This window comes from Aeromonas enteropelogenes, assembly GCF_000819845.1.
Lineage (GTDB): Bacteria > Pseudomonadota > Gammaproteobacteria > Enterobacterales > Aeromonadaceae > Aeromonas > Aeromonas enteropelogenes.
The window spans coordinates 33,895-50,835 of sequence record NZ_CDCG01000006.1 but is presented as its reverse complement, the minus strand read 5'-3'; the positions used below and the strand labels follow the sequence as shown (position 1 = coordinate 50,835).

Here is a 16,941-nt window from a genome sequence, read left to right as displayed (position 1 = left end):
GGGACAAAGTGACAGACTGCGCTAGTCACCTTGTCCCAGACGGCTGGATTTGGTGGGCATATCTGGCGGCCACAAAAGCTACGGTGTCGCCGCCGCCAGGTGTCATGGCATCGGCCTTGTTCATAAGGTGGGTGAGCAGCGCCTCTCTATGCTCTGGACGAACGTCGGCCAAGCGTGTCTTGGTCGTCTCGGCAATAAGGTGGTGCACATCAGGTTTGCGTGCAGGAGAGCGCTGGCCATCAGCTGGCAGCCCGAAGAACTCGGCATTACTGCTCGCCTCCTGGCGACGCTCGACTGGTGGCAGTGGCCATGTACGCAGATCAACCTTATCGCGTAGGCGGTCAAGCTGAGTGCTGGCAGCCTCGGCGTCCCCGTCACCCAGGGCATCCAGCAGCGCCAGTGCATCATCGGCACCGGCCGCCGTCATGCTGGCCAGCCAAGCTGCTGGATCCCCGGACTGGGCCAGCAAGCCCCGCACATCCTTGAGCTCCGCCAGGCGTTTTGCCTCCCTGCGTCTGGCTTCGGCTTCAATTTGATACGGTGATGGCTGGTTTGGAGATTCGAACGGATGACGTTCGGTCACTTTTAACTCACCATCCCGGATACAAACTGACCGGTCCCCTGTCCTGACAATCAATCCGCTCCGGACCATGGCCACCTCTTCACCACTTAGCCCCAAATGGAATACATTCTTATCGCTCAATGGATCCTCTTTAGATCCTCCGAGATCGCCGCGTACAGTTGTTGCCAGAGCTCCAAGGGGGAAAACCCCTTCGCTGCGCTCGGTACCCACTAACTCGCTGCGCTCGCCCACAGACCAAAACCCGCTGCCTTTGGCCTTGGTGGTGTTCTGTGAGCCACATTTGCGCAGCACCCATTCCCCCACACGGGTTTGCTGGATGAGGCCGTCAGCGGCCCGCACGCCGACAAGTTTGGTTTGTGGTTCGCCGTACTGATTGGGTTCGGCAAAAGCGGTGCGGTGGATACTCAAGGGGCGTTCATCGCGCCGGCAGCAGGGGCCGCCCATGGCTTGGGTAAAGTTCTTCCAGTCCACCGCGTCGGCATAGCGCCGGCACTCTTCCATGATGGGGCTGGCCAGCGGGGCCACGACGATCCCCTTGGCTTCTTGCAGGCGGCCAGGCAGGCGGCGCAATTCGCGCCAGATCCCGACCGGCGGCCCTTTCAGTGGTTGGAACTGGCGTAGGCCCCAGAGCGATGCCCAGGCCCGCACCCGGCGGGCGCCTTCTGTGGCAGCGGTCTCGGCTTCCAGGTCGCCTTCGTCGCCGACCCGGTGTCCATCGATATTTTTCGCGATATATTTGACGATGTAGCCGACAGCGCCGCCCTTCTCCTTGTCCATCACCTTCCAGTCAAAGCGGGGGGTAATATCGCTATAGGGTTGTTTGCTGTCTGGGTGGCGTTTGCGCACCAGGTCGCCTTTGTCATGGCTCAGGGCGTAGCGCTGCAGGATGCCGATCAACCGGTGCTGGTGTTCGGGTTTGACCCAGATCAACAGGTGCCAGTGAGGAGTGCCATCGTGGTGGGGTTCTACAACCCGAAAGCCGAAATAGTCGATAGGGTCGGCGAATAGGAACTCCCCGCGCTTGGCCAGGTTGCGATCGAGGGCAGAACGGCAGCGCTTCCACAGCTCGCTGATGTAGTGTTGCGCATCGCGGGGGGATGAGCCGTCATGCTTGGGGTTTTCTTCTGTGCTGTCTGGCCCGCCGGCCTGGGATGATCTGACCGTCTTCCATGGGTGGAAGCGGCTCGGCGCCGTCCAGGTGAAGAACAGCCCCACATAACCCATTTCGTCGGCCACGTCAGAGAAACCCCGCGCCCTGACAATCAACTCATGGCGGCGGTTCGTAGGGTTGGCGATGGAGGCTTTTACCGCATCCTCCAGACTAATGATGATGTCGTCTTGGGCGTTATAGGCTTCCATGTCCTTGAGCCAAGCGGCCGCCATGCGCTGCCGCTCGATAAAGCTTTGTAGGCCCTGGCTGGAGACGTAGGCGGATACCCCCTTGCGCACTTTGCCGAGCAGGATGGCGCAGTGCTCGCAATACTGGTCCCAGATCTTGCGCAGGCGTCTTGCCCACCATTTTGGGTCGAGCCAGCGGATAAGGTGATGAGCGATGAAGGTGTCGCGGCTTTCAGCCGTTCTGAATCTCGGCAAGCGGGGCAGCATGCCCCAAGCGGCCAGCGGTTGACGGCACGCCTTCCACAAGCGGATTGCCGGCACCTGCTCGGCGCCGAAATCGGTGATGGCATTAAACAGCCTGGTTACCCGCTCGGCGTAGTTGACGGCCAGGCGCTCGCGGCTTTCTTTGGTGCGCAACGCATCGAGCGGCTCGGGGATGACGTTCTGCACTTGGCGCAGGGTGGTGATGCGGCTTGATAGCCAGCGGTTGGCGTCATAGCAAATGGCCACCCCCTTGAGCAAATCCGGTGCGCGGCGGACGCAGTAACCAACAAACAGCTCGGCGATCAAGTCACCTGGAAGCTGTACCCCTGGCCCGCCATTCTCGCGAGGGATCGGTCGCTCCAGCAGGTCAAGCGCCCAGTCCAGAGCATAAGCGCCCGGGATGCCGACAAAATAGCTCTTGATGGCCTTAACTCGGGTATCAATATCACCGCCAGCAAGTTCCCTGCGCTGAGCCGCTGGCAGGCGTGATGCTTCGAGTGGGCAGAGAGATACACGACGACAAGCCATGATGCGGCGCGCCATGGCTTTGGTAGAGGCAGCCAATTTCCAGGCAGCTGGCTGCCTGGGTTGTATCGGCTTGGCTTCGAACAGTTCGGGGTGGAGCGACATTAGAACGGCAGGGGCTCTTCACAACGCAGATTGGCTAGCTCGAGCTCTGGTCGACGAACGTTGAAGACAGAGACGCTGTAAAAGTGCCGATAGATGCTGCATCTTTGCCGCAGAAGGATACAGGCGTAGTCCCGACGATGGACGCTTGCTAGGGCGGCCCTGAGCTGTTGTCGGCATTGGTTCAGTGCGGCCAGATCTATTTGAGCTGTCGCATTCCATGCCGCAATTTCGGCAACCAACTGTGCTTCCCGCTCATAGAAATCAGGGGTATTTTTCATGTGTGTGACCTTCATCAGAATGGCAATGGGTTTGATGCTCATAGGTGATGCCCACTCAAAAATTGGTTGAGCGTTGTCAGGCCGGTTCTTCGAGCCTTGATCACCATGGTGGTGTGAGCACATATGCGGCGTGCTGCTGCACATTGACGAAGGGTGAATGCGATAGTGGCCCGTGGTCTTGGCGAGATCTGGCGGCACTCGATGAGATGACGCTGATACCCGCGCAGGCGCGCACTCGCGCCGCGTAGGTCTTCCCACCACCAACTCAAATTTCGTTCCATGTCGGACATCAGGCGCTGGCTCATAGGATCACCTCGCCTAGCCCATGCAGTGGTGCGCACTCTTCCCACCAGTTGCCGATCTCGTTGGCGAGCGCAGTGTCTCCTTGGCCAAGCGCGAGCCAGTAGATGGCGCGGATCGCCCCCAGAGCAAGGAGCTCTGGCTCAACATCAACAGCAAGATATTCCGCACGGTAGGTCAGCCAGTTCATGTGCAGGTTGCTGCGTGGTTGGCACTGATCATCAGTGTTGTCGGCTTCATCATCACCACTGTCATCATCTAGCAGCGCATCTGGGCTGCTGGTAACAACGAGCTGGATCTGGATGTGCTGTGGGCCAGACTGGACGCATCCCATACACACGCGGTTGTCATCAGCGCGGGCGGCGAACATGTCAGCCAACAACCCCTCGATCAGCTTGGGTGCCTGGCGGGCGATCTTGATTGCGTCACTCATGGCTCTATCTCCTGTTCTTGCTCACGGCGGTGTTGTATCGCTCGTGGGTCATCAGCTGAAATTCCCGGGATTTCAGTGGCCGAAACAGTCGGTACCGCAATCCCACGTCGATCACATCCGCTCGGCAGTGTGTAAGCCGGCGCGGGCGCTGGCTGGTTAACAAGCTGGCCGCCTTTTCCTGGATCGCTGCCGGTATCCGGCCAATGCATCTGAATCCGTCCATTGCATTCCCCTTGGTTGTGTTATCCATGAGCCCACGCATAGAGGCTCAGTGATAAGGCCGGCGAACCGGCCTGGTGTAGGCTTACTGGCGGCATTGCCGGATGTCGGCAGCGGTGACTAGAAGCGGGGACGGATTGGTCCCTGTCATTAACCAAGAGGTGTGCTCGTTGAGTTCGTTATGGTTGGCGATAACCAGGAGCAGGCCACCGCCGATCTCGCGATAACCGAGCTCGTAGTTTTTGAGCGTGGTGGGCGGGATACCCAGTTTCTCGGCGAACTTGGGGCGGCTTAGCCCCAATGCTTCACGCAACTTGCGCAGGCGGCGACGAGCTTCATGGTTGAGGTGACCCATGGACGGCAGATTGATAGGTTGCATGGTTAGGCTCCTTGATGGGCATTGAGACGATTGATGTGACCAAACAGAGAAGCCCAGACCAGGGCGTTCGCTCGCTGGCTCAGGATCGTCAGGTCGTTTTCCGAGTAGCGGGCGGCATATGGGCCTGCAATGCGGCTGTTCTGGATCTTGCGGTTGCGCAGCGCGCAGGGGATTGCTAAAGTTGGCATGTCAACTTTCCTTAGTAAGTGGTTGATAAAGAGCCCCGTTAGGTGTTTGCCGCACCAGTGATCGGGGTTTTTTCTTGCCCGCAATTTGCGGTTTGTGGGTTGTTGACCAGTGTCATCAACAGTCCCTTGCTCTGTGCCAGCCGTTCGGCTGATTTGCTTACCTCTTGTTTTTCTTCTGGCGGTGGTATCAAACCGGAGCGCCACTCTTCGAGGGTGACCGCGCCGTTAAACAGGTGTTGGTATCCGAGCCGACGCATGGCCAAGCAAAGTGATTCTCGGTCGCATTCTCCGAGTGGAAACTCAGGTTTAGCCAGCGAGATGGGCAACTTGGCGTTGTAACAAATGGCCTCACGCTGATCTTGGTTGAGTGCCCCCCAATACTTCGCAACCCTGCAATTGGCGTGGTAAATCGCCTGACGCATTTCTGCCAGCGCTCTCTCGGCGGCACTCGCTTGTAACGTGTTCATCATTTCCTCTCTTCACATCGCTAGTGCCGCGAGGGGCGACACCACTTGAAAGCGCTGCTCGACGTCATTGATCAGCAGTGCAACCGAGCCCATCGCTGCAGTAGCGATGCTCATGAACGTGCGGTGCTCGTGGCTGGTGATTCGGCCGCGTTCTGTTAGCTCCAGGGTGTGCAGACCGATGTTTGCTATCTGGGAATTCAGGTTGATCACCTGATGGGTCAGAGACGGGGCGCGCTCCCCTTTTGGAATGGCGACAGCCGTCAGGCCACAGCAGAGAAGGGCGCCATCAAACAGGGTTTCGTCTCTGGTGGCGTGGTAGAGGGAGATCATTTCAGCCACTGTCAGCTCGTGCTCCTGTTCAGGGTTGAGCTTGTTGCTCAAGGTCTGCGGGTGCTTCATGCCGATGGTTCGGCCAAGGTCAGCAACCTTCCCTCTGTTGTTATCCGCAAATAGCTGGCAGGCCTGGTGCCAGTTCAGATGTATGTCATGGCGTTCAACAAACATGACCAACTCCTTTTGACTCAATAATCTGGGTTCAGCTGGCAACCGTCATGGTCACGAAACGTTCGGCCTGATAGCGAGCTTGTAGATAGAGGGCATAGAGATTGACGCGGCGATGACCGCGACGGCCGTCTTGCAAGACGGGGAGCTGACCACGGTCGGCACGTTTTCGGATGGTGTTGACCTTCTCGCCCTGACGCTGGGCGTAGTCAGCCAGGCTTTCACTGATGCGGTCGCCGAATGGATAGTCGCTCGGTAACTCACTGACATCGCTGGGAATATGGATGCGTTTGGATTTAGAGGCCATTGTGGTACCCTCTGGTTGTTTGTGTGTTTTGTGGTGCTTTGTGGTAGTTGGTAGCTACCCAATGGCGATGATTTTGGTACGCAAAAGCGTACCTGTCAAGCATTTGGTGTTTAAATGAGTTCCATTGGTGATCGGTTGCGTGAAGAACGCGAGCGCCTTGGATTGAATCAAACTGCTTTTGGTGCAATAGGTGGGGTTCAAAAACAGGCGCAATTGAAGTACGAGAAAGGTGAGCGATTTCCCGATGCAGGCTATCTAAGTGAGATAGTGAAAGTCGGAGCCGATGTGCAATACATAATCACTGGTTCGTACACATCTACAGCTTTGACAGATGATGAGAATCAACTTGTTACCTTGTTCCGCGCTGCACCTTTGCCGGTAAAGGCAGCGACGATCGCAGGCTTGGCAGCTGGCGGCGCACCGCTCACAGGCAGTGTTATGAATACCAACAGTGGTGATGGTGCACAGCAGAACTTTGTGCATTCCACGGTCGGCAGCGTAACCACCGGGGATGTCATCTTGGGGCGGGGTAAGAAGAAGACGTGACGCCGTCCCCAACCTCCCAACCCTCCCAAACCAGCAACGTGCACCAGATCTTCCAAGGGCCGGTCGAAAATGTTGCGGGCCGCGATGTCAACATTACCAACGAGTTGGGAGGTCGACCGCTTACCAGAAGGGAGCGGAACGCACTCAATGAATTGGTAGAGCGTTTGATCAAGGAGTTTGGCCAAGAAAGATGGGAGCCTTGGAAGTTCCTGCACGAGACGATAGGCATTAACGAGATCGGAGAGATGCGGCTTGAGCATCTGAAACCGGCCCAAGCCTTGCTCCAGTTGATGATTGAAGCCAAGGAGGCAGAGTCGGCCAATGCTGAATCAGCCGCTTGGTACCAAGAGCACCTTTCCTCTGAACGTAAGTTACAAGAGCAGGGCAGGGTACTTGTCCAGCTTCGTTCCACTGTTTCCCAATGGGAGCAACTCGGTCAGTCATTGCGGCAGGAGCGGGATCAGTTAAAACTGGCTCTGGATCGGCAGCTCAACGTGAATAACCAACAGGGGCGTGAAATCCAGAGTTTGGCTTCCGAGGTCAAGCGTTTGCAGCAGCGATGCTCCCATGAAGGTCAAGAGCATCGGCATGCACAGGCGGAAGTCGTTCGTTCGGCCCGTAGGCAAGAAGAGCTGGAGCGCCAAATTGATAACCTCATTGCAGGAAAGGTTGCCGATGCCGAAGCGTTTGACCAAGCTAAGAAAAAGTCTGAGCAAGCGCAACGGGTAGTCCGGCGACTACGTGGCAGTTTGATATGTGGCAGCGTGTTGGCTGTGCTTGCCACAGGTGCGGCGGTGTATAAACCGCTCTTCCAGGCAGAGCTTCGCGCTGAGCAAAGCAAGGCTGTGATGCTCAAACGCAAGGATATCTGCCTATTCAACGGCAAGCCGTTTAGCTGGGGTACTAGGCTCCCAACTTCTTCAGGGGTGCAGAAGTGCGTAAAGAGCCGCACTGGTCAATATCTATGGCAGCCGGCTGATAAGTGAGAGTTCGGACACTTTAGGGAGTTTGTATGCATCCAGAATTGAGGTTTCGATTTGAACGTATCAGCCCAGGAGTATTGGCCGACTTCTTGGCTGAGAAAGGGGCAAAGATGACCTGTCATCAATGTGGCTGCGATAACTTCAGCATACCAACGGTGGACATTATTTCCTCATATGCCGCAGGTGACCCAAGAGCAACGGAAGATGAATTAAGACAAGTTGCTTTGGTTCCTCACGCTGTTTCGAGCGATGACCCTGTCATGACCCACAAAGTCTATTTCTACCCGATGACGTGTAAAAATTGTGGAGTAATACAATCAGTAAATGCTCAAACGGTGCTGAGCTGGTTCGAAAGCCAGTCGCGGGGGAACGAGTGATGGGGGAGGTCAGAGACGTTGATTTCAGAGGGGGCCGGTCACATACTCCGAACCAGCATGATGATAGAAGTCATGGTGGTGGCCCTAGAGGTACCGGTGGTGATGGAGGTAATGGCGGCATGTTAGAACCCAGAGTGGCAAAGCTTGAGTCTCACGTTGAGCATATTCAACGTGATACAACAGATATCAAGCAAAAGCTGGAACGGGTGGCTGATGATGTCAGCAGCCTGAAAGTATCTATGGCCACGCTGGCAGGGCGGCAAGATGCGTTTGATATCAAGCTCGACACCATGGACAAGAAGTTCGATCTGAGACTTGATGCCTTGGACAAAAAATTTGATGCCAAGTTTGATGGTTTGGATAAGAAGTTTGCCACCAAAGCAGACATGCATGAGGCTCAAGCAAAACAGCAGCAGTGGATGTTTCGTACCATGCTTGGTTTGATCAGCACTGGAGTCGTACTAACTGGTGCGATAGTCGCAGCCATTTTCAGATATATGCCCCACTGATAAGCAGTCACTTTTGATGGGTAACCTGATGAAGTGGCTGCCAAATGCCCTCCTTTCCCTGTTTGGTCCCCATGAGTATCAAGTCAACTCCCGAAGGTTATCTGGTTGATATCCGCCCGCAAGGCCGTGATGGCAAGCGGATCCGCAAGCGCTTCAAAACCAAATCCGAGGCCCAGCAGTTTGAACGCTGGGTGATTGCCACCGAGCATAATAAGGGGTGGGTTGATCGCCCGGCAGACAACCGGCCACTCTCTGATCTCATCGAACTCTGGTGGCGTTACCATGGTCAGACCCTGAAAGCAGGGGAGGCGGTACGCAAAAAACTGCACAATATCGATGCAGCGTTGCGCCATCCACTGGCTAGACAGGTGACCAGGGCGCTGTTCTCCGAGTACCGGGCACAGCGACTGCATGCTGGCCGGCAGCCAAAGACCGTCAACCGTGATCAAGAGATGCTGGGCGGGGTGTTCTCGGTACTCATCGATCTTGGTCATTACCATCATGAGCATCCGCTCAAGGAGATGAAGAAGGTCAAGCTGGTTGAGCGGTCGATGGGTTACCTCACTCAGGATGAAATCAGTGAAGTTCTTGCCGCGCTATCTGGGGACAACTTGAAAGTGGTCAAGCTCTGCCTGGCAACTGGGTCTCGATGGAGTGAAGCTGCTAATTTACGCCGCGAAGATGTGCTGGCAGGCCGGGTGACTTACATCAACACCAAGAACGGCAAGAATCGCACCGTGCCGATCTCTGACGAACTGTGTAAAGAAATTACGACTGGGGTTAACCGTGGCCCGCTGTTCCGTGACCTGGACTATTACCTGGTGCGTGATGTGCTTAAGACGGTGGCGCCTGATTTACCCGCAGGGCAGGCGGTGCATGTCTTCCGTCATACTTTTGCATCACATTTTATGATGTCCGGTGGCAACATCCTCGCGCTGCAAAAAATCCTGGGGCATCACAATATCCAGCAAACGATGACCTATGCCCACTTTGCACCGGACTACCTCAGCGATGCGGTGCGCTTCAATCCTCTGGAAAATCCACTGCCAGCAGCCTGATGATGTGTCCACAAATTGCCCCAACTGGTGTCGCACTACGTGTTTTAGCGTCCTAGTTGGTGGTATGTAAGTAATTGATGTGCATATAACTCATTGTTTTCATTGCCCATAATAAGGCGGCTTCGGCCTCCTTTTTTATTGCCGGGGGCAATTCGAACACCCTGTATGTGTGCGAATTTTTATGCTGAGTTTTAAGTTATTTGCAGAGTGAAATGTGTAATGCTTCACATTTTGTCGCACTTTATACAAAGGCGGGCATAATGGCGTGCAAAAAGGGGATGTGGCTCAACATTAGTTGAATACATTGGGCGTAAAGTCAACTTTGGTTGACTATGCTGGGCTGACCCGGATGGCGTATGCCATGGTCGCTGCCACCACCAGGGGGCGAAGGTTAATCCGCGTTCTGGCCAGGCAGGCCAAGAGATCACCTGACATCAGCAACCATACTCTTTATCAGGCTCGCCGCATGGCGGTGGCCACGAACAATCGAGATTGCCCCGCGGGCACCACGAAGATGAGACATACAGCAATGAACGCACAATGGACCGACTTTATTACCCTGCTCAAGCGTGAAGTGGTGCCGGCTCTGGGCTGCACCGAACCCATGTCGGTGGCGCTGGCAGCTGCCAACTGCCGCAAGCTGCTGGGGCAGGTGCCGACCCGCGTCAACGTCTGGGTCAGCGGCAACCTGTTCAAGAACGGCATGGGGGTCGGGGTACCCGGTACCGGCATGATAGGCCTGCCTGTCGCGGCGGCCGTCGGCATCACGGGTGGTAATCCGGATGCCGGACTGGAGGTGCTCAAGGGTCTCACCACCGAGCAGGTCGAGGCGGCCAAGGGGCTGCTGCCGACCATCAAGGTGGATGTGAAGGATGTGCCTGACGTCCTCTACGCCGAGGTGCTGGCGGAAGTGGACGGCCACAGCGCCCGGGTGGTGATCTGCACCGATCACACCCGTATCATCCTGATGGAGAAGGATGGCGAGGTGCTGATGGCGCAAGATAGCGCCCCGGGCGTGCAGATCCAGCCCGCCAAGGCCGACAAGCCCACTATGAGCCTGCGCGAGATCGTCGACTTTGCCCTGCAGGTACCCCTTGCCGAGATCGACTTCATCCGCGAGGCGGCCTCGATGAACCAGGCCCTGGCGGACGAAGGGTTGCAGGGCTACGGCCTGCGCATTGGCAAGATCCTCACCGAGCAGGTGGAGCGCAAGCTGCTCTCCGACGATCTGATGACGCTGGCCATGCGCCTCTCTTCCGCCGCCTCCGATGCGCGGATGGATGGCGCCATGCTGCCCGCCATGTCCAACTCTGGCTCCGGCAACCAGGGCATCGCCGCCACCATGCCGGTGGTTGCCGCCGCCCGCTTCCTCAAGGCGAGCGACGAGCAGCTCACCCGCGCCCTGGTGATGAGCCATCTGGTGGCCATCTACATCAAGACCTATCAGAACAAGCTGTCGGCCCTGTGCGCCGCCAGCACCGCCGCCATGGGGTCGGGGGCGGCCATCACCTGGCTGCTGGGCGGTCAGTTCGAGCAGATCAGCCACTGCATCAACAACATGATTGGCGATGTCTCCGGCATCATCTGTGACGGCGCCGGCAGCGCCTGTTCCATGAAGGTTTCCACTTCCACCTCGGCGGCAGTGAAGTCGTCGCTGATGGCCATCAACAACCTGCGCGTTCCCCAGAGCGAGGGGATCGTCTCTGACGACGTGGATCAGACCATCGCCAACCTGGGGCAGCTCTCCAGACAGGGGATGCTGGATACGGATATCGAAATCATCAACATCATGCGCGCCAAGCAGAAGTCATAAGTTTGCGAACAAAGGGGGCAGCAAGACCCTCTTGTTCATGTCATGACGGTTACGCCGTCTGACCTCAAGGTTGCCAGGGCAGGCATGAGGCCTGCTCTCGTTTCTCGGGCACGGCCCGCTTTTTGGGGAGTCATCACATGACACTTAGCGTTATCGGCAATCTGGCCATTGCGGCCCTCTTGCTGCTCTTCCTCTACCGGTTGCAGCAAAAACACGTGAGCTTCACCCGCCGGGTCTTTGCGGGCCTGGGGCTCGGTATCCTGTTCGGGGCGGCCCTGCAACTGCTCTACGGCACGGGGTCGGGAGTGATTACCCAGACCATCGACTATCTGGATATCGTCGGCAGCGGCTATGTGAAGCTGCTGCAGATGATCATCATCCCGCTCATCATGGTCTCCATCATCAGCGCCATCCTCAAGCTCAACGGCGGCACCGCCCTTGGCAAGATCAGCGCCATGACCATAGGGGTGCTGATCTTCACCACCATGATCGCCGCCGGGGCGGGCATCCTGATGTCCAACCTGTTCGGCCTGACCGCCGAAGGGCTGACCGCCGGGGCCGCCGAGAGCGCCCGTGGTGCTGCGTTGCAGACCACCCTGGGCTCGGTTGAAAGCATGTCGTTTGCCAAGATGGTGCTGGAGTTTATCCCGGCCAACCCCTTCCTCGACATGACGGGGTCACGCAAGACCTCCACCATCGCCGTGGTGATCTTCTCCATCTTCATCGGCCTGTCGGCCACCGGCATCGCCCGCAAGAAACCGGAGATCTTCGAGAGCTTCAGCCACTTTATCGCCGTGGCTCACGCCATCGTGATGCGCATGGTGACCCTGGTACTGCGTCTGACCCCGTTTGGCGTGCTGGCCCTGATGACCAAGGTGGTGTCCGGCTCCAACTATGCCGACATCCTGAACCTGCTCAACTTCGTGCTCGCCTCCTACGGCGCCATCGCCATCATGTTCGCCGTGCACCTGCTGCTGGTGAGCCTGGTGGGGATCAACCCGATGCGCTACCTGAAGAAGATCACCCCGGTGCTGGCGTTTGCCTTCACCTCGCGCACCAGTGCGGGCTCCATCCCGATGAACGTGCAGACCCAGACCAAGTCGCTGGGTATTCCGGAGGGGATCGCCAACTTCGCCGCCTCCTTCGGTTCCACCATCGGTCAGAACGGCTGCGCCGGCATCTACCCGGCCATGCTGGCGGTGATGATTGCCCCTACCGTGGGGATTGACCCCCTGGATCCCGGCTTCATCATGACGCTCATCGCCATCATCACCGTCAGCTCCTTCGGGGTGGCGGGGATCGGCGGCGGGGCCACCTTCGCCGCGCTGATCGTGCTCTCCGCTCTGGATTTCCCGGTCGCGCTGGCGGGCTTGCTCATCTCCATCGAGCCGCTGATCGACATGGGCCGCACCGCCCTCAATGTCTCAGGCTCCATCACCGCCGGGACCATCACCAGCCGCATGCTGGGGCAGACCGACATGGCGGTGTTCAACAGCGACCATGAAGTGAGCCTGGACGGCGAAGAGTCCACCATCTGATCCGCAGCGGGGAGGGGAAGCCTTCCCGCCATTCATCACAGGGAGGGTTCGCCCTCCCTGCGTCATTGCGAGGAAATAGCATGAGAATCCTGGTCATCGGTGGTGAAGCCGCCGGTATGAGCGCGGCGGCCAAGGCTCGCCGCCTGGCAAAGGATGCCGAAATCGTCGTCTACGAGGCCTCCGAGGTGATCTCCTTCGGCGCCTGCGGCCTGCCCTACTTCGTGGGGGACGAGTTCCAGGAGCCGGGCTACATGGCCGAATTCACTCCGGCGCAGTTCGCCGCCAAGGGGATCGAGGTCAAGACCGGCCACAGGGTGCTGAGCGTCGATGCTGCAACCCAGACCCTGCTGGTGGAGCACAAAGGTGACACCTTCAGCGATCGCTACGATCGCCTGATGATCGCCACCGGTGCTCGCGAGGTGATGCCTCCCATTCCCGGTCTGCAGCAGGCAGGGGTATTTGGCCTGCGCCGGATGGCCGACGGGCTGGCGCTCAAGGCCGCCGTGCAGGACAAGGCCAACACCCGTGCCCTGGTGATCGGATCCGGCTTTATCGGGCTGGAGGTGGTCGAGGCGCTGGTCCATCAGGGCAAGGAGGTGCGCCTTATCGAGCTGGCCGAGCGGGTTATCCCGGAGGCGTTTGATGAAGAGATCACCCGGCATATCGAAACCGAGCTGCGCGAACAGGGGGTTTCCCTCCATCTGGGTGAGCGGGTGGAGGCCCTGTTGGGGGATGGCCGAGTGACCGGCGTGCGCACCAGCCATGGCGAGTACGAGGCCGATATCGTGGTGGTCTGCACCGGGGTCAAGCCCAATACCGAGTTTCTGGCCGATACCGGCATCGCCCGCCTCGGCAATGGCGCCATCGAGGTGGACCGCCAGGGCCGCACTTCGCTGCCAAACGTCTGGGCTGCCGGCGACTGCGCCAGCGTCTGGCACAGCGTGAAGCAGCAGCAGGTCTATGTGCCGCTGGCCACCATCGCCAACAAGCTGGGCCGCATGGTAGGCGAGAACCTGGCGGGCGCCGAGCAGAGCTTCCCGGGCACCCTGGGCTCGGCCGCGCTTCAGATGCTGGGACTGGAGGCGGGGCGTACCGGCCTCTCCGAGAAAGAGGCGCAGCAGCTTGGCATCGACTATCGCACCGTGGTGATCAAGGACAAGTGCCACACCAACTACTGCCCGGGCCAGTCCGACATCCACGTCAAGCTGGTTTATGAAGCGGGCAGCAAGCGGTTGCTGGGAGGCCAGATCCTGGGTCGCAAGGGGGCTGTGCACCGCATTGACGCCCTGGCGGTCGCCATCACCATGGGGGTTACCACGGAGCAGCTTGGCATGCTCGACTTTGCCTACGCGCCGCCCTTCTCCCGTACCTGGGATGTGCTCAACGTGGCGGGCAATGTCGCCAAGTAAGGCTTTTCTTTCTGGCAGGAAGACTCCTGGTGACCATCACCCATAAAAAAACCGGAGCCACTGGCTCCGGTTTTTCATTGGAAGTTTGCTGCTCAGCTGCGGCCGAGACGATTCTTCGGATAGTTTTCCGCCAGCACTTCCCGGGCATGTTTGGCCAGGGTAGGCATGTTCAGGGTGTCGTAGGCCTTGACCATGATCTCCAGTGCCTTTTCGGTTTCGGCGGTGTCGGGGTAGGTCTCGACGACCTGCTTGGCCCGGTTGGCGGCGGCTACCAGGGCATCGCGCTTCACATAGTACTCGGCGACGCTCAGGTCGTAGCGGGCCAGACGGTTCTTCAGACCGACCATGCGGGCACGGGCATCGGCGGCGTACTGGCTATTGGGGTAGTTCTGCAGCAGGGTCTTGAAGTCCTGGAATGCCTGACGGGCATAGGCCGGGTCCTTGTCGTCCCGGTCGATCCCGAACATGTCCTGGAAGAAGTTGTAGTCCGCCGCCATGTTGGTCAGACCGCGCATATAGAAGACGTAATCGATGTTCTTGTGCGCCGGATTCAGACGGATGAAGCGGTCGATATTGGCGATCGCCTGGGCGGTGTCATCCTGCTTGTAGTAGGCATAGATGAGGTCGAGCTGCACCTGGTTGGAGTAGGCACCGAACGGATAGCGCGAGTCCAGCGCCTCCAGCAATTCGGTGGCCTGCACGTAGTTGCCCACGTCCAGTTTCAGCCGTGCTTTCTGGTACAGGGTCTCCGGCGGCTCGTCGGGTACCTTGGGTTTGGTGCTGGAACAGCCTGTGATCAAGGTAGCGACCAAGGCGAGCGACATCAGCAGGTGAGACTTCTTTCCCATCAACAACATCCGGTCCATTTCCACGAAATTGGCAAAGTATCCGTTATGCTTGGCTAAAAGAAAAGCTAGAATACCCGGATTATTTCGAATTAACACCCCCCCGCTCAAGAGACCTTACATGAGCCAGCATATTGAACTGACAGGCGAATTCCAGGATCACCAATTCGGGCAGCGACTCGATCAGGCCCTGGCTGAAATGTTTCCAGACTACTCCCGTACCCGTATCAAGGAGTGGATTTTACAGGACAGAGTGACCCTGGATGGTCAGGTTGCCAACACCCCGCGCGAGAAAATTCTGGCCGGGCAGAAGGTGCATGTGAATGTCGAACTGGCAGACGATACCCGCTTCGATGCGCAGGATATCGAGCTCAACATCGTCTATGAAGATGAACACATTCTGGTGATCGACAAGCCAGCCGGCCTGGTGGTTCACCCGGGGGCAGGCACGCCGGATGGCACCATCCTCAATGCCCTGCTGCACCGTTACCCCGGTATAGCCGAGGTTCCCCGTGCCGGCATCGTCCACCGTCTGGATAAAGACACCACAGGCCTGATGGTAGTGGCCAAGACGGTACCGGCCCAGACCCACCTGGTGGAGGCGCTGCAGGCGCGCCAGATCACCCGTGAATACGAGGCGATTGCCATCGGTCACATGACCGCTGGTGGCACCGTCGATGCACCCATCGGCCGCCACCCGACCCAGCGTACCCACATGGCCGTGGTGCCCAATGGCCGCCCCTCCGTCACCCACTACCGGGTGCACGAGAAGTTCCGTGGCCACACCCGTCTGCGGCTGCGTCTGGAAACCGGTCGTACCCACCAGATCCGTGTGCACATGGCCCACATCAAGCACCCGCTGGTGGGCGATCCCGCCTATGGCGGTCGTCTGCGCCCGTTGCGCAACGCCACCCCGGAACTGACCCAGGCACTGCGCAACTTCCACCGTCAGGCCCTGCACGCCACCATGCTGCAGCTGGCCCACCCCATCACCGGTGAGGTGATGCAATGGCACTCTCCCACGCCCCAGGATATGGTGGAGTTGATGGAAGTGCTGCGTGCCGACACCCTGACCAACCCGGACGAGCTGGTCTGGAAATAATGATAGTGAGGGCGGGGATGGGCTGACGCCGATTGTCGCGCCGCCTCCTGCCGAAACGGGGCCCCTTGACTTGTAGCCAGGGGCCCCGTTTCTATATGAACGAATGCAAAAGGAGCCACAGATGAAATGGATTGAACCCGACTGGCCGGCACCGGCTCATGTCCGGGCCCTCTCGACCACCCGGGACGGGGGCGTAAGTGAAGGGGTCTTCGCCGGTCTCAACCTGGGGGCCCATGTTGGCGATGAAATGGCGCGGGTCGAGGCCAATCGGGCCCGCCTGCAACAGGAGGCCGGGATCCCCGGGCCACTGAACTGGCTCAACCAGGTGCATGGTATCGTCGTTCATCCGGTCAGCCATCAGTATGAGAGTGCGCCAGATGCTGACGCCGCCTGTGCCCATGAGGCGGGGCTGGCCTGTATCGTGATGACCGCCGACTGCCTGCCGGTGCTGTTCTGCGATCGGGCCGGCACCCGGGTGGCCGCCACCCATGCCGGCTGGCGCGGACTGCATGCTGGTGTGTTGGAGGCGAGCATCAATGCCATGGGCTGCGAGCCTGCCGAGATCCTGGCCTGGTTCGGCCCAGCCATCGGCCCGCAAGCCTTTGAAGTGGGTGGCGAGGTGCGCGAGGCCTTTATGGCGGAGCAGGCCGAGGCGGTGGCGGCCTTCGTGCCATCCACCAACGAGGGTAAGTGGCTGGCGGATATCTACCAGCTGGCCCGACTGCGCCTCGCCCGTGCCGGCGTGACGGCCGTCTATGGCGGTGACTACTGCACCTTCAGCGATGGGGAGCAATTCTACTCCTACCGTCGTGACGTCCAGACCGGCCGCATGGCCTCGATTATCTGGCTCGCCGAGTAAAGCTTTACCGGCTCC

Annotated in this window: 21 protein-coding genes; 10 read left to right on the top strand and 11 right to left on the bottom strand. The window is 58.6% G+C overall.

Features of this window, described 5'->3' with window-relative positions; genetic code table 11:
* Positions 1 to 25: 25 nt before the first annotated feature.
* The 10 genes from BN1123_RS02780 to BN1123_RS02735 all read right to left on the bottom strand — a co-directional run bounded on the left by BN1123_RS02780 (position 26) and on the right by BN1123_RS02735 (position 5,887).
* Entirely contained in the window at positions 26 to 2,815 is a 2,790-nt protein-coding gene (locus BN1123_RS02780; protein WP_052449235.1) for a replication endonuclease, read from the bottom strand.
* Positions 2,815 to 3,135, bottom strand: coding sequence for a hypothetical protein (locus BN1123_RS02775; RefSeq protein ID WP_042025226.1), 321 nt, complete (start codon positions 3,133 to 3,135; stop codon positions 2,815 to 2,817). Before BN1123_RS02775 ends, BN1123_RS02780 begins: the two co-directional genes overlap by 1 nt.
* Positions 3,132 to 3,398 carry a hypothetical protein gene (locus BN1123_RS20655; protein ID WP_082037448.1) on the bottom strand — a complete coding sequence of 89 codons (267 nt, stop codon included), beginning with the start codon at positions 3,396 to 3,398 and terminating at the stop codon, positions 3,132 to 3,134. The genes BN1123_RS02775 and BN1123_RS20655 overlap by 4 nt, the downstream gene beginning before the upstream one ends.
* On the bottom strand, positions 3,395 to 3,826 hold the full coding sequence (locus BN1123_RS21790; RefSeq protein WP_224212329.1) for a hypothetical protein: 432 nt from the start codon (positions 3,824 to 3,826) through the stop codon (positions 3,395 to 3,397). Before BN1123_RS21790 ends, BN1123_RS20655 begins: the two co-directional genes overlap by 4 nt.
* A gap of 4 nt (positions 3,827 to 3,830) precedes the next feature.
* On the bottom strand, positions 3,831 to 4,049 hold the full coding sequence (locus BN1123_RS22040) for a ParE family toxin-like protein (protein WP_120414572.1): 219 nt from the start codon (positions 4,047 to 4,049) through the stop codon (positions 3,831 to 3,833).
* 81 nt (positions 4,050 to 4,130) lie between these two features.
* Positions 4,131 to 4,424, bottom strand: a complete 294-nt coding sequence (locus BN1123_RS02755) for a helix-turn-helix domain-containing protein (protein WP_017412428.1) — start codon at positions 4,422 to 4,424, stop codon at positions 4,131 to 4,133.
* Positions 4,425 to 4,426: 2 nt separating this feature from the next.
* Positions 4,427 to 4,612 carry a hypothetical protein gene (locus BN1123_RS02750; protein ID WP_042025225.1) on the bottom strand — a complete coding sequence of 62 codons (186 nt, stop codon included), beginning with the start codon at positions 4,610 to 4,612 and terminating at the stop codon, positions 4,427 to 4,429.
* Positions 4,613 to 4,650: 38 nt separating this feature from the next.
* Entirely contained in the window at positions 4,651 to 5,082 is a 432-nt protein-coding gene (locus tag BN1123_RS02745) for a hypothetical protein (RefSeq protein ID WP_042025223.1), read from the bottom strand.
* Between the two features lie 9 nt (positions 5,083 to 5,091).
* A complete protein-coding gene (locus BN1123_RS02740; RefSeq protein WP_017412431.1) occupies positions 5,092 to 5,583 on the bottom strand; it encodes a phage regulatory CII family protein in 492 nt (163 codons plus the stop codon).
* Positions 5,584 to 5,614: 31 nt separating this feature from the next.
* Positions 5,615 to 5,887 carry a hypothetical protein gene (locus BN1123_RS02735; RefSeq protein ID WP_042025221.1) on the bottom strand — a complete coding sequence of 91 codons (273 nt, stop codon included), beginning with the start codon at positions 5,885 to 5,887 and terminating at the stop codon, positions 5,615 to 5,617.
* A gap of 114 nt (positions 5,888 to 6,001) precedes the next feature.
* Between BN1123_RS02735 and BN1123_RS02730 the strand changes: the two genes are divergently transcribed.
* From BN1123_RS02730 to BN1123_RS02700, 8 genes are all read left to right on the top strand, one after another.
* Entirely contained in the window at positions 6,002 to 6,433 is a 432-nt protein-coding gene (locus BN1123_RS02730) for a helix-turn-helix domain-containing protein (protein ID WP_042025220.1), read from the top strand.
* A complete protein-coding gene (locus tag BN1123_RS02725; RefSeq protein ID WP_042025219.1) occupies positions 6,430 to 7,419 on the top strand; it encodes a hypothetical protein in 990 nt (329 codons plus the stop codon). The genes BN1123_RS02730 and BN1123_RS02725 overlap by 4 nt, the downstream gene beginning before the upstream one ends.
* Positions 7,420 to 7,445: 26 nt before the next feature.
* Positions 7,446 to 7,793: a hypothetical protein gene (locus BN1123_RS21235; RefSeq protein WP_156130336.1), complete on the top strand. Its 348-nt coding sequence runs from the start codon at positions 7,446 to 7,448 to the stop codon at positions 7,791 to 7,793.
* Between the two features lie 119 nt (positions 7,794 to 7,912).
* Positions 7,913 to 8,302, top strand: a complete 390-nt coding sequence (locus BN1123_RS02720; protein WP_042025218.1) for a hypothetical protein — start codon at positions 7,913 to 7,915, stop codon at positions 8,300 to 8,302.
* 71 nt (positions 8,303 to 8,373) lie between these two features.
* Positions 8,374 to 9,360 (top strand): phage integrase, encoded by a 987-nt coding sequence (locus tag BN1123_RS02715; RefSeq protein ID WP_042025310.1) that lies wholly within the window; start codon positions 8,374 to 8,376, stop codon positions 9,358 to 9,360.
* 514 nt (positions 9,361 to 9,874) lie between these two features.
* Positions 9,875 to 11,173, top strand: a complete 1,299-nt coding sequence (locus tag BN1123_RS02710; RefSeq protein WP_042025308.1) for an L-cysteine desulfidase family protein — start codon at positions 9,875 to 9,877, stop codon at positions 11,171 to 11,173.
* Between the two features lie 137 nt (positions 11,174 to 11,310).
* The gene (locus BN1123_RS02705) at positions 11,311 to 12,711 is read left to right on the top strand and encodes an L-cystine transporter (protein ID WP_042025217.1); all 1,401 of its coding nucleotides are present in this window, start codon (positions 11,311 to 11,313) and stop codon (positions 12,709 to 12,711) included.
* An 80-nt stretch (positions 12,712 to 12,791) separates the two neighbouring features.
* Positions 12,792 to 14,120 (top strand): CoA-disulfide reductase, encoded by a 1,329-nt coding sequence (locus BN1123_RS02700; RefSeq protein ID WP_042025216.1) that lies wholly within the window; start codon positions 12,792 to 12,794, stop codon positions 14,118 to 14,120.
* A gap of 92 nt (positions 14,121 to 14,212) precedes the next feature.
* Here BN1123_RS02700 and BN1123_RS02695 read toward each other — a convergent pair whose 3' ends face one another.
* Positions 14,213 to 14,968 (bottom strand): outer membrane protein assembly factor BamD, encoded by a 756-nt coding sequence (locus BN1123_RS02695; RefSeq protein WP_042025307.1) that lies wholly within the window; start codon positions 14,966 to 14,968, stop codon positions 14,213 to 14,215.
* Between the two features lie 118 nt (positions 14,969 to 15,086).
* On the opposite strand from BN1123_RS02695, the gene rluD reads away from it, so the two are divergent.
* Together rluD and pgeF are read left to right on the top strand one after the other, a co-directional pair.
* Entirely contained in the window at positions 15,087 to 16,067 is a 981-nt protein-coding gene (gene rluD / locus BN1123_RS02690) for a 23S rRNA pseudouridine(1911/1915/1917) synthase RluD (protein WP_042025214.1), read from the top strand.
* 121 nt (positions 16,068 to 16,188) lie between these two features.
* A complete protein-coding gene (gene pgeF, locus BN1123_RS02685; protein WP_042025213.1) occupies positions 16,189 to 16,926 on the top strand; it encodes a peptidoglycan editing factor PgeF in 738 nt (245 codons plus the stop codon).
* Positions 16,927 to 16,941: the final 15 nt, after the last annotated feature.

What these genes read in the sequence shown, in the direction of transcription:
- BN1123_RS02745 (WP_042025223.1), bottom strand. Translation starts at nt 5,082, where the DNA reads ATGATGAACACGTTACAAGCGAGTGCCGCCGAGAGAGCGCTGGCAGAA.
- BN1123_RS02695 (WP_042025307.1), bottom strand. Translation starts at nt 14,968, where the DNA reads ATGGGAAAGAAGTCTCACCTGCTGATGTCGCTCGCCTTGGTCGCTACC.
- rluD (WP_042025214.1), top strand. Translation starts at nt 15,087, where the DNA reads ATGAGCCAGCATATTGAACTGACAGGCGAATTCCAGGATCACCAATTC.
- BN1123_RS02720 (WP_042025218.1), top strand. Translation starts at nt 7,913, where the DNA reads ATGTTAGAACCCAGAGTGGCAAAGCTTGAGTCTCACGTTGAGCATATT.
- BN1123_RS20655 (WP_082037448.1), bottom strand. Translation starts at nt 3,398, where the DNA reads ATGAGCCAGCGCCTGATGTCCGACATGGAACGAAATTTGAGTTGGTGG.
- BN1123_RS21790 (WP_224212329.1), bottom strand. Translation starts at nt 3,826, where the DNA reads ATGAGTGACGCAATCAAGATCGCCCGCCAGGCACCCAAGCTGATCGAG.
- BN1123_RS02710 (WP_042025308.1), top strand. Translation starts at nt 9,875, where the DNA reads ATGAGACATACAGCAATGAACGCACAATGGACCGACTTTATTACCCTG.
- BN1123_RS02740 (WP_017412431.1), bottom strand. Translation starts at nt 5,583, where the DNA reads ATGTTTGTTGAACGCCATGACATACATCTGAACTGGCACCAGGCCTGC.
- BN1123_RS22040 (WP_120414572.1), bottom strand. Translation starts at nt 4,049, where the DNA reads ATGGACGGATTCAGATGCATTGGCCGGATACCGGCAGCGATCCAGGAA.
- BN1123_RS02700 (WP_042025216.1), top strand. Translation starts at nt 12,792, where the DNA reads ATGAGAATCCTGGTCATCGGTGGTGAAGCCGCCGGTATGAGCGCGGCG.
- BN1123_RS02715 (WP_042025310.1), top strand. Translation starts at nt 8,374, where the DNA reads ATGAGTATCAAGTCAACTCCCGAAGGTTATCTGGTTGATATCCGCCCG.
- BN1123_RS02730 (WP_042025220.1), top strand. Translation starts at nt 6,002, where the DNA reads ATGAGTTCCATTGGTGATCGGTTGCGTGAAGAACGCGAGCGCCTTGGA.
- BN1123_RS21235 (WP_156130336.1), top strand. Translation starts at nt 7,446, where the DNA reads ATGCATCCAGAATTGAGGTTTCGATTTGAACGTATCAGCCCAGGAGTA.
- BN1123_RS02735 (WP_042025221.1), bottom strand. Translation starts at nt 5,887, where the DNA reads ATGGCCTCTAAATCCAAACGCATCCATATTCCCAGCGATGTCAGTGAG.
- BN1123_RS02755 (WP_017412428.1), bottom strand. Translation starts at nt 4,424, where the DNA reads ATGCAACCTATCAATCTGCCGTCCATGGGTCACCTCAACCATGAAGCT.
- pgeF (WP_042025213.1), top strand. Translation starts at nt 16,189, where the DNA reads ATGAAATGGATTGAACCCGACTGGCCGGCACCGGCTCATGTCCGGGCC.
- BN1123_RS02750 (WP_042025225.1), bottom strand. Translation starts at nt 4,612, where the DNA reads ATGCCAACTTTAGCAATCCCCTGCGCGCTGCGCAACCGCAAGATCCAG.
- BN1123_RS02705 (WP_042025217.1), top strand. Translation starts at nt 11,311, where the DNA reads ATGACACTTAGCGTTATCGGCAATCTGGCCATTGCGGCCCTCTTGCTG.
- BN1123_RS02775 (WP_042025226.1), bottom strand. Translation starts at nt 3,135, where the DNA reads ATGAGCATCAAACCCATTGCCATTCTGATGAAGGTCACACACATGAAA.
- BN1123_RS02780 (WP_052449235.1), bottom strand. Translation starts at nt 2,815, where the DNA reads ATGTCGCTCCACCCCGAACTGTTCGAAGCCAAGCCGATACAACCCAGG.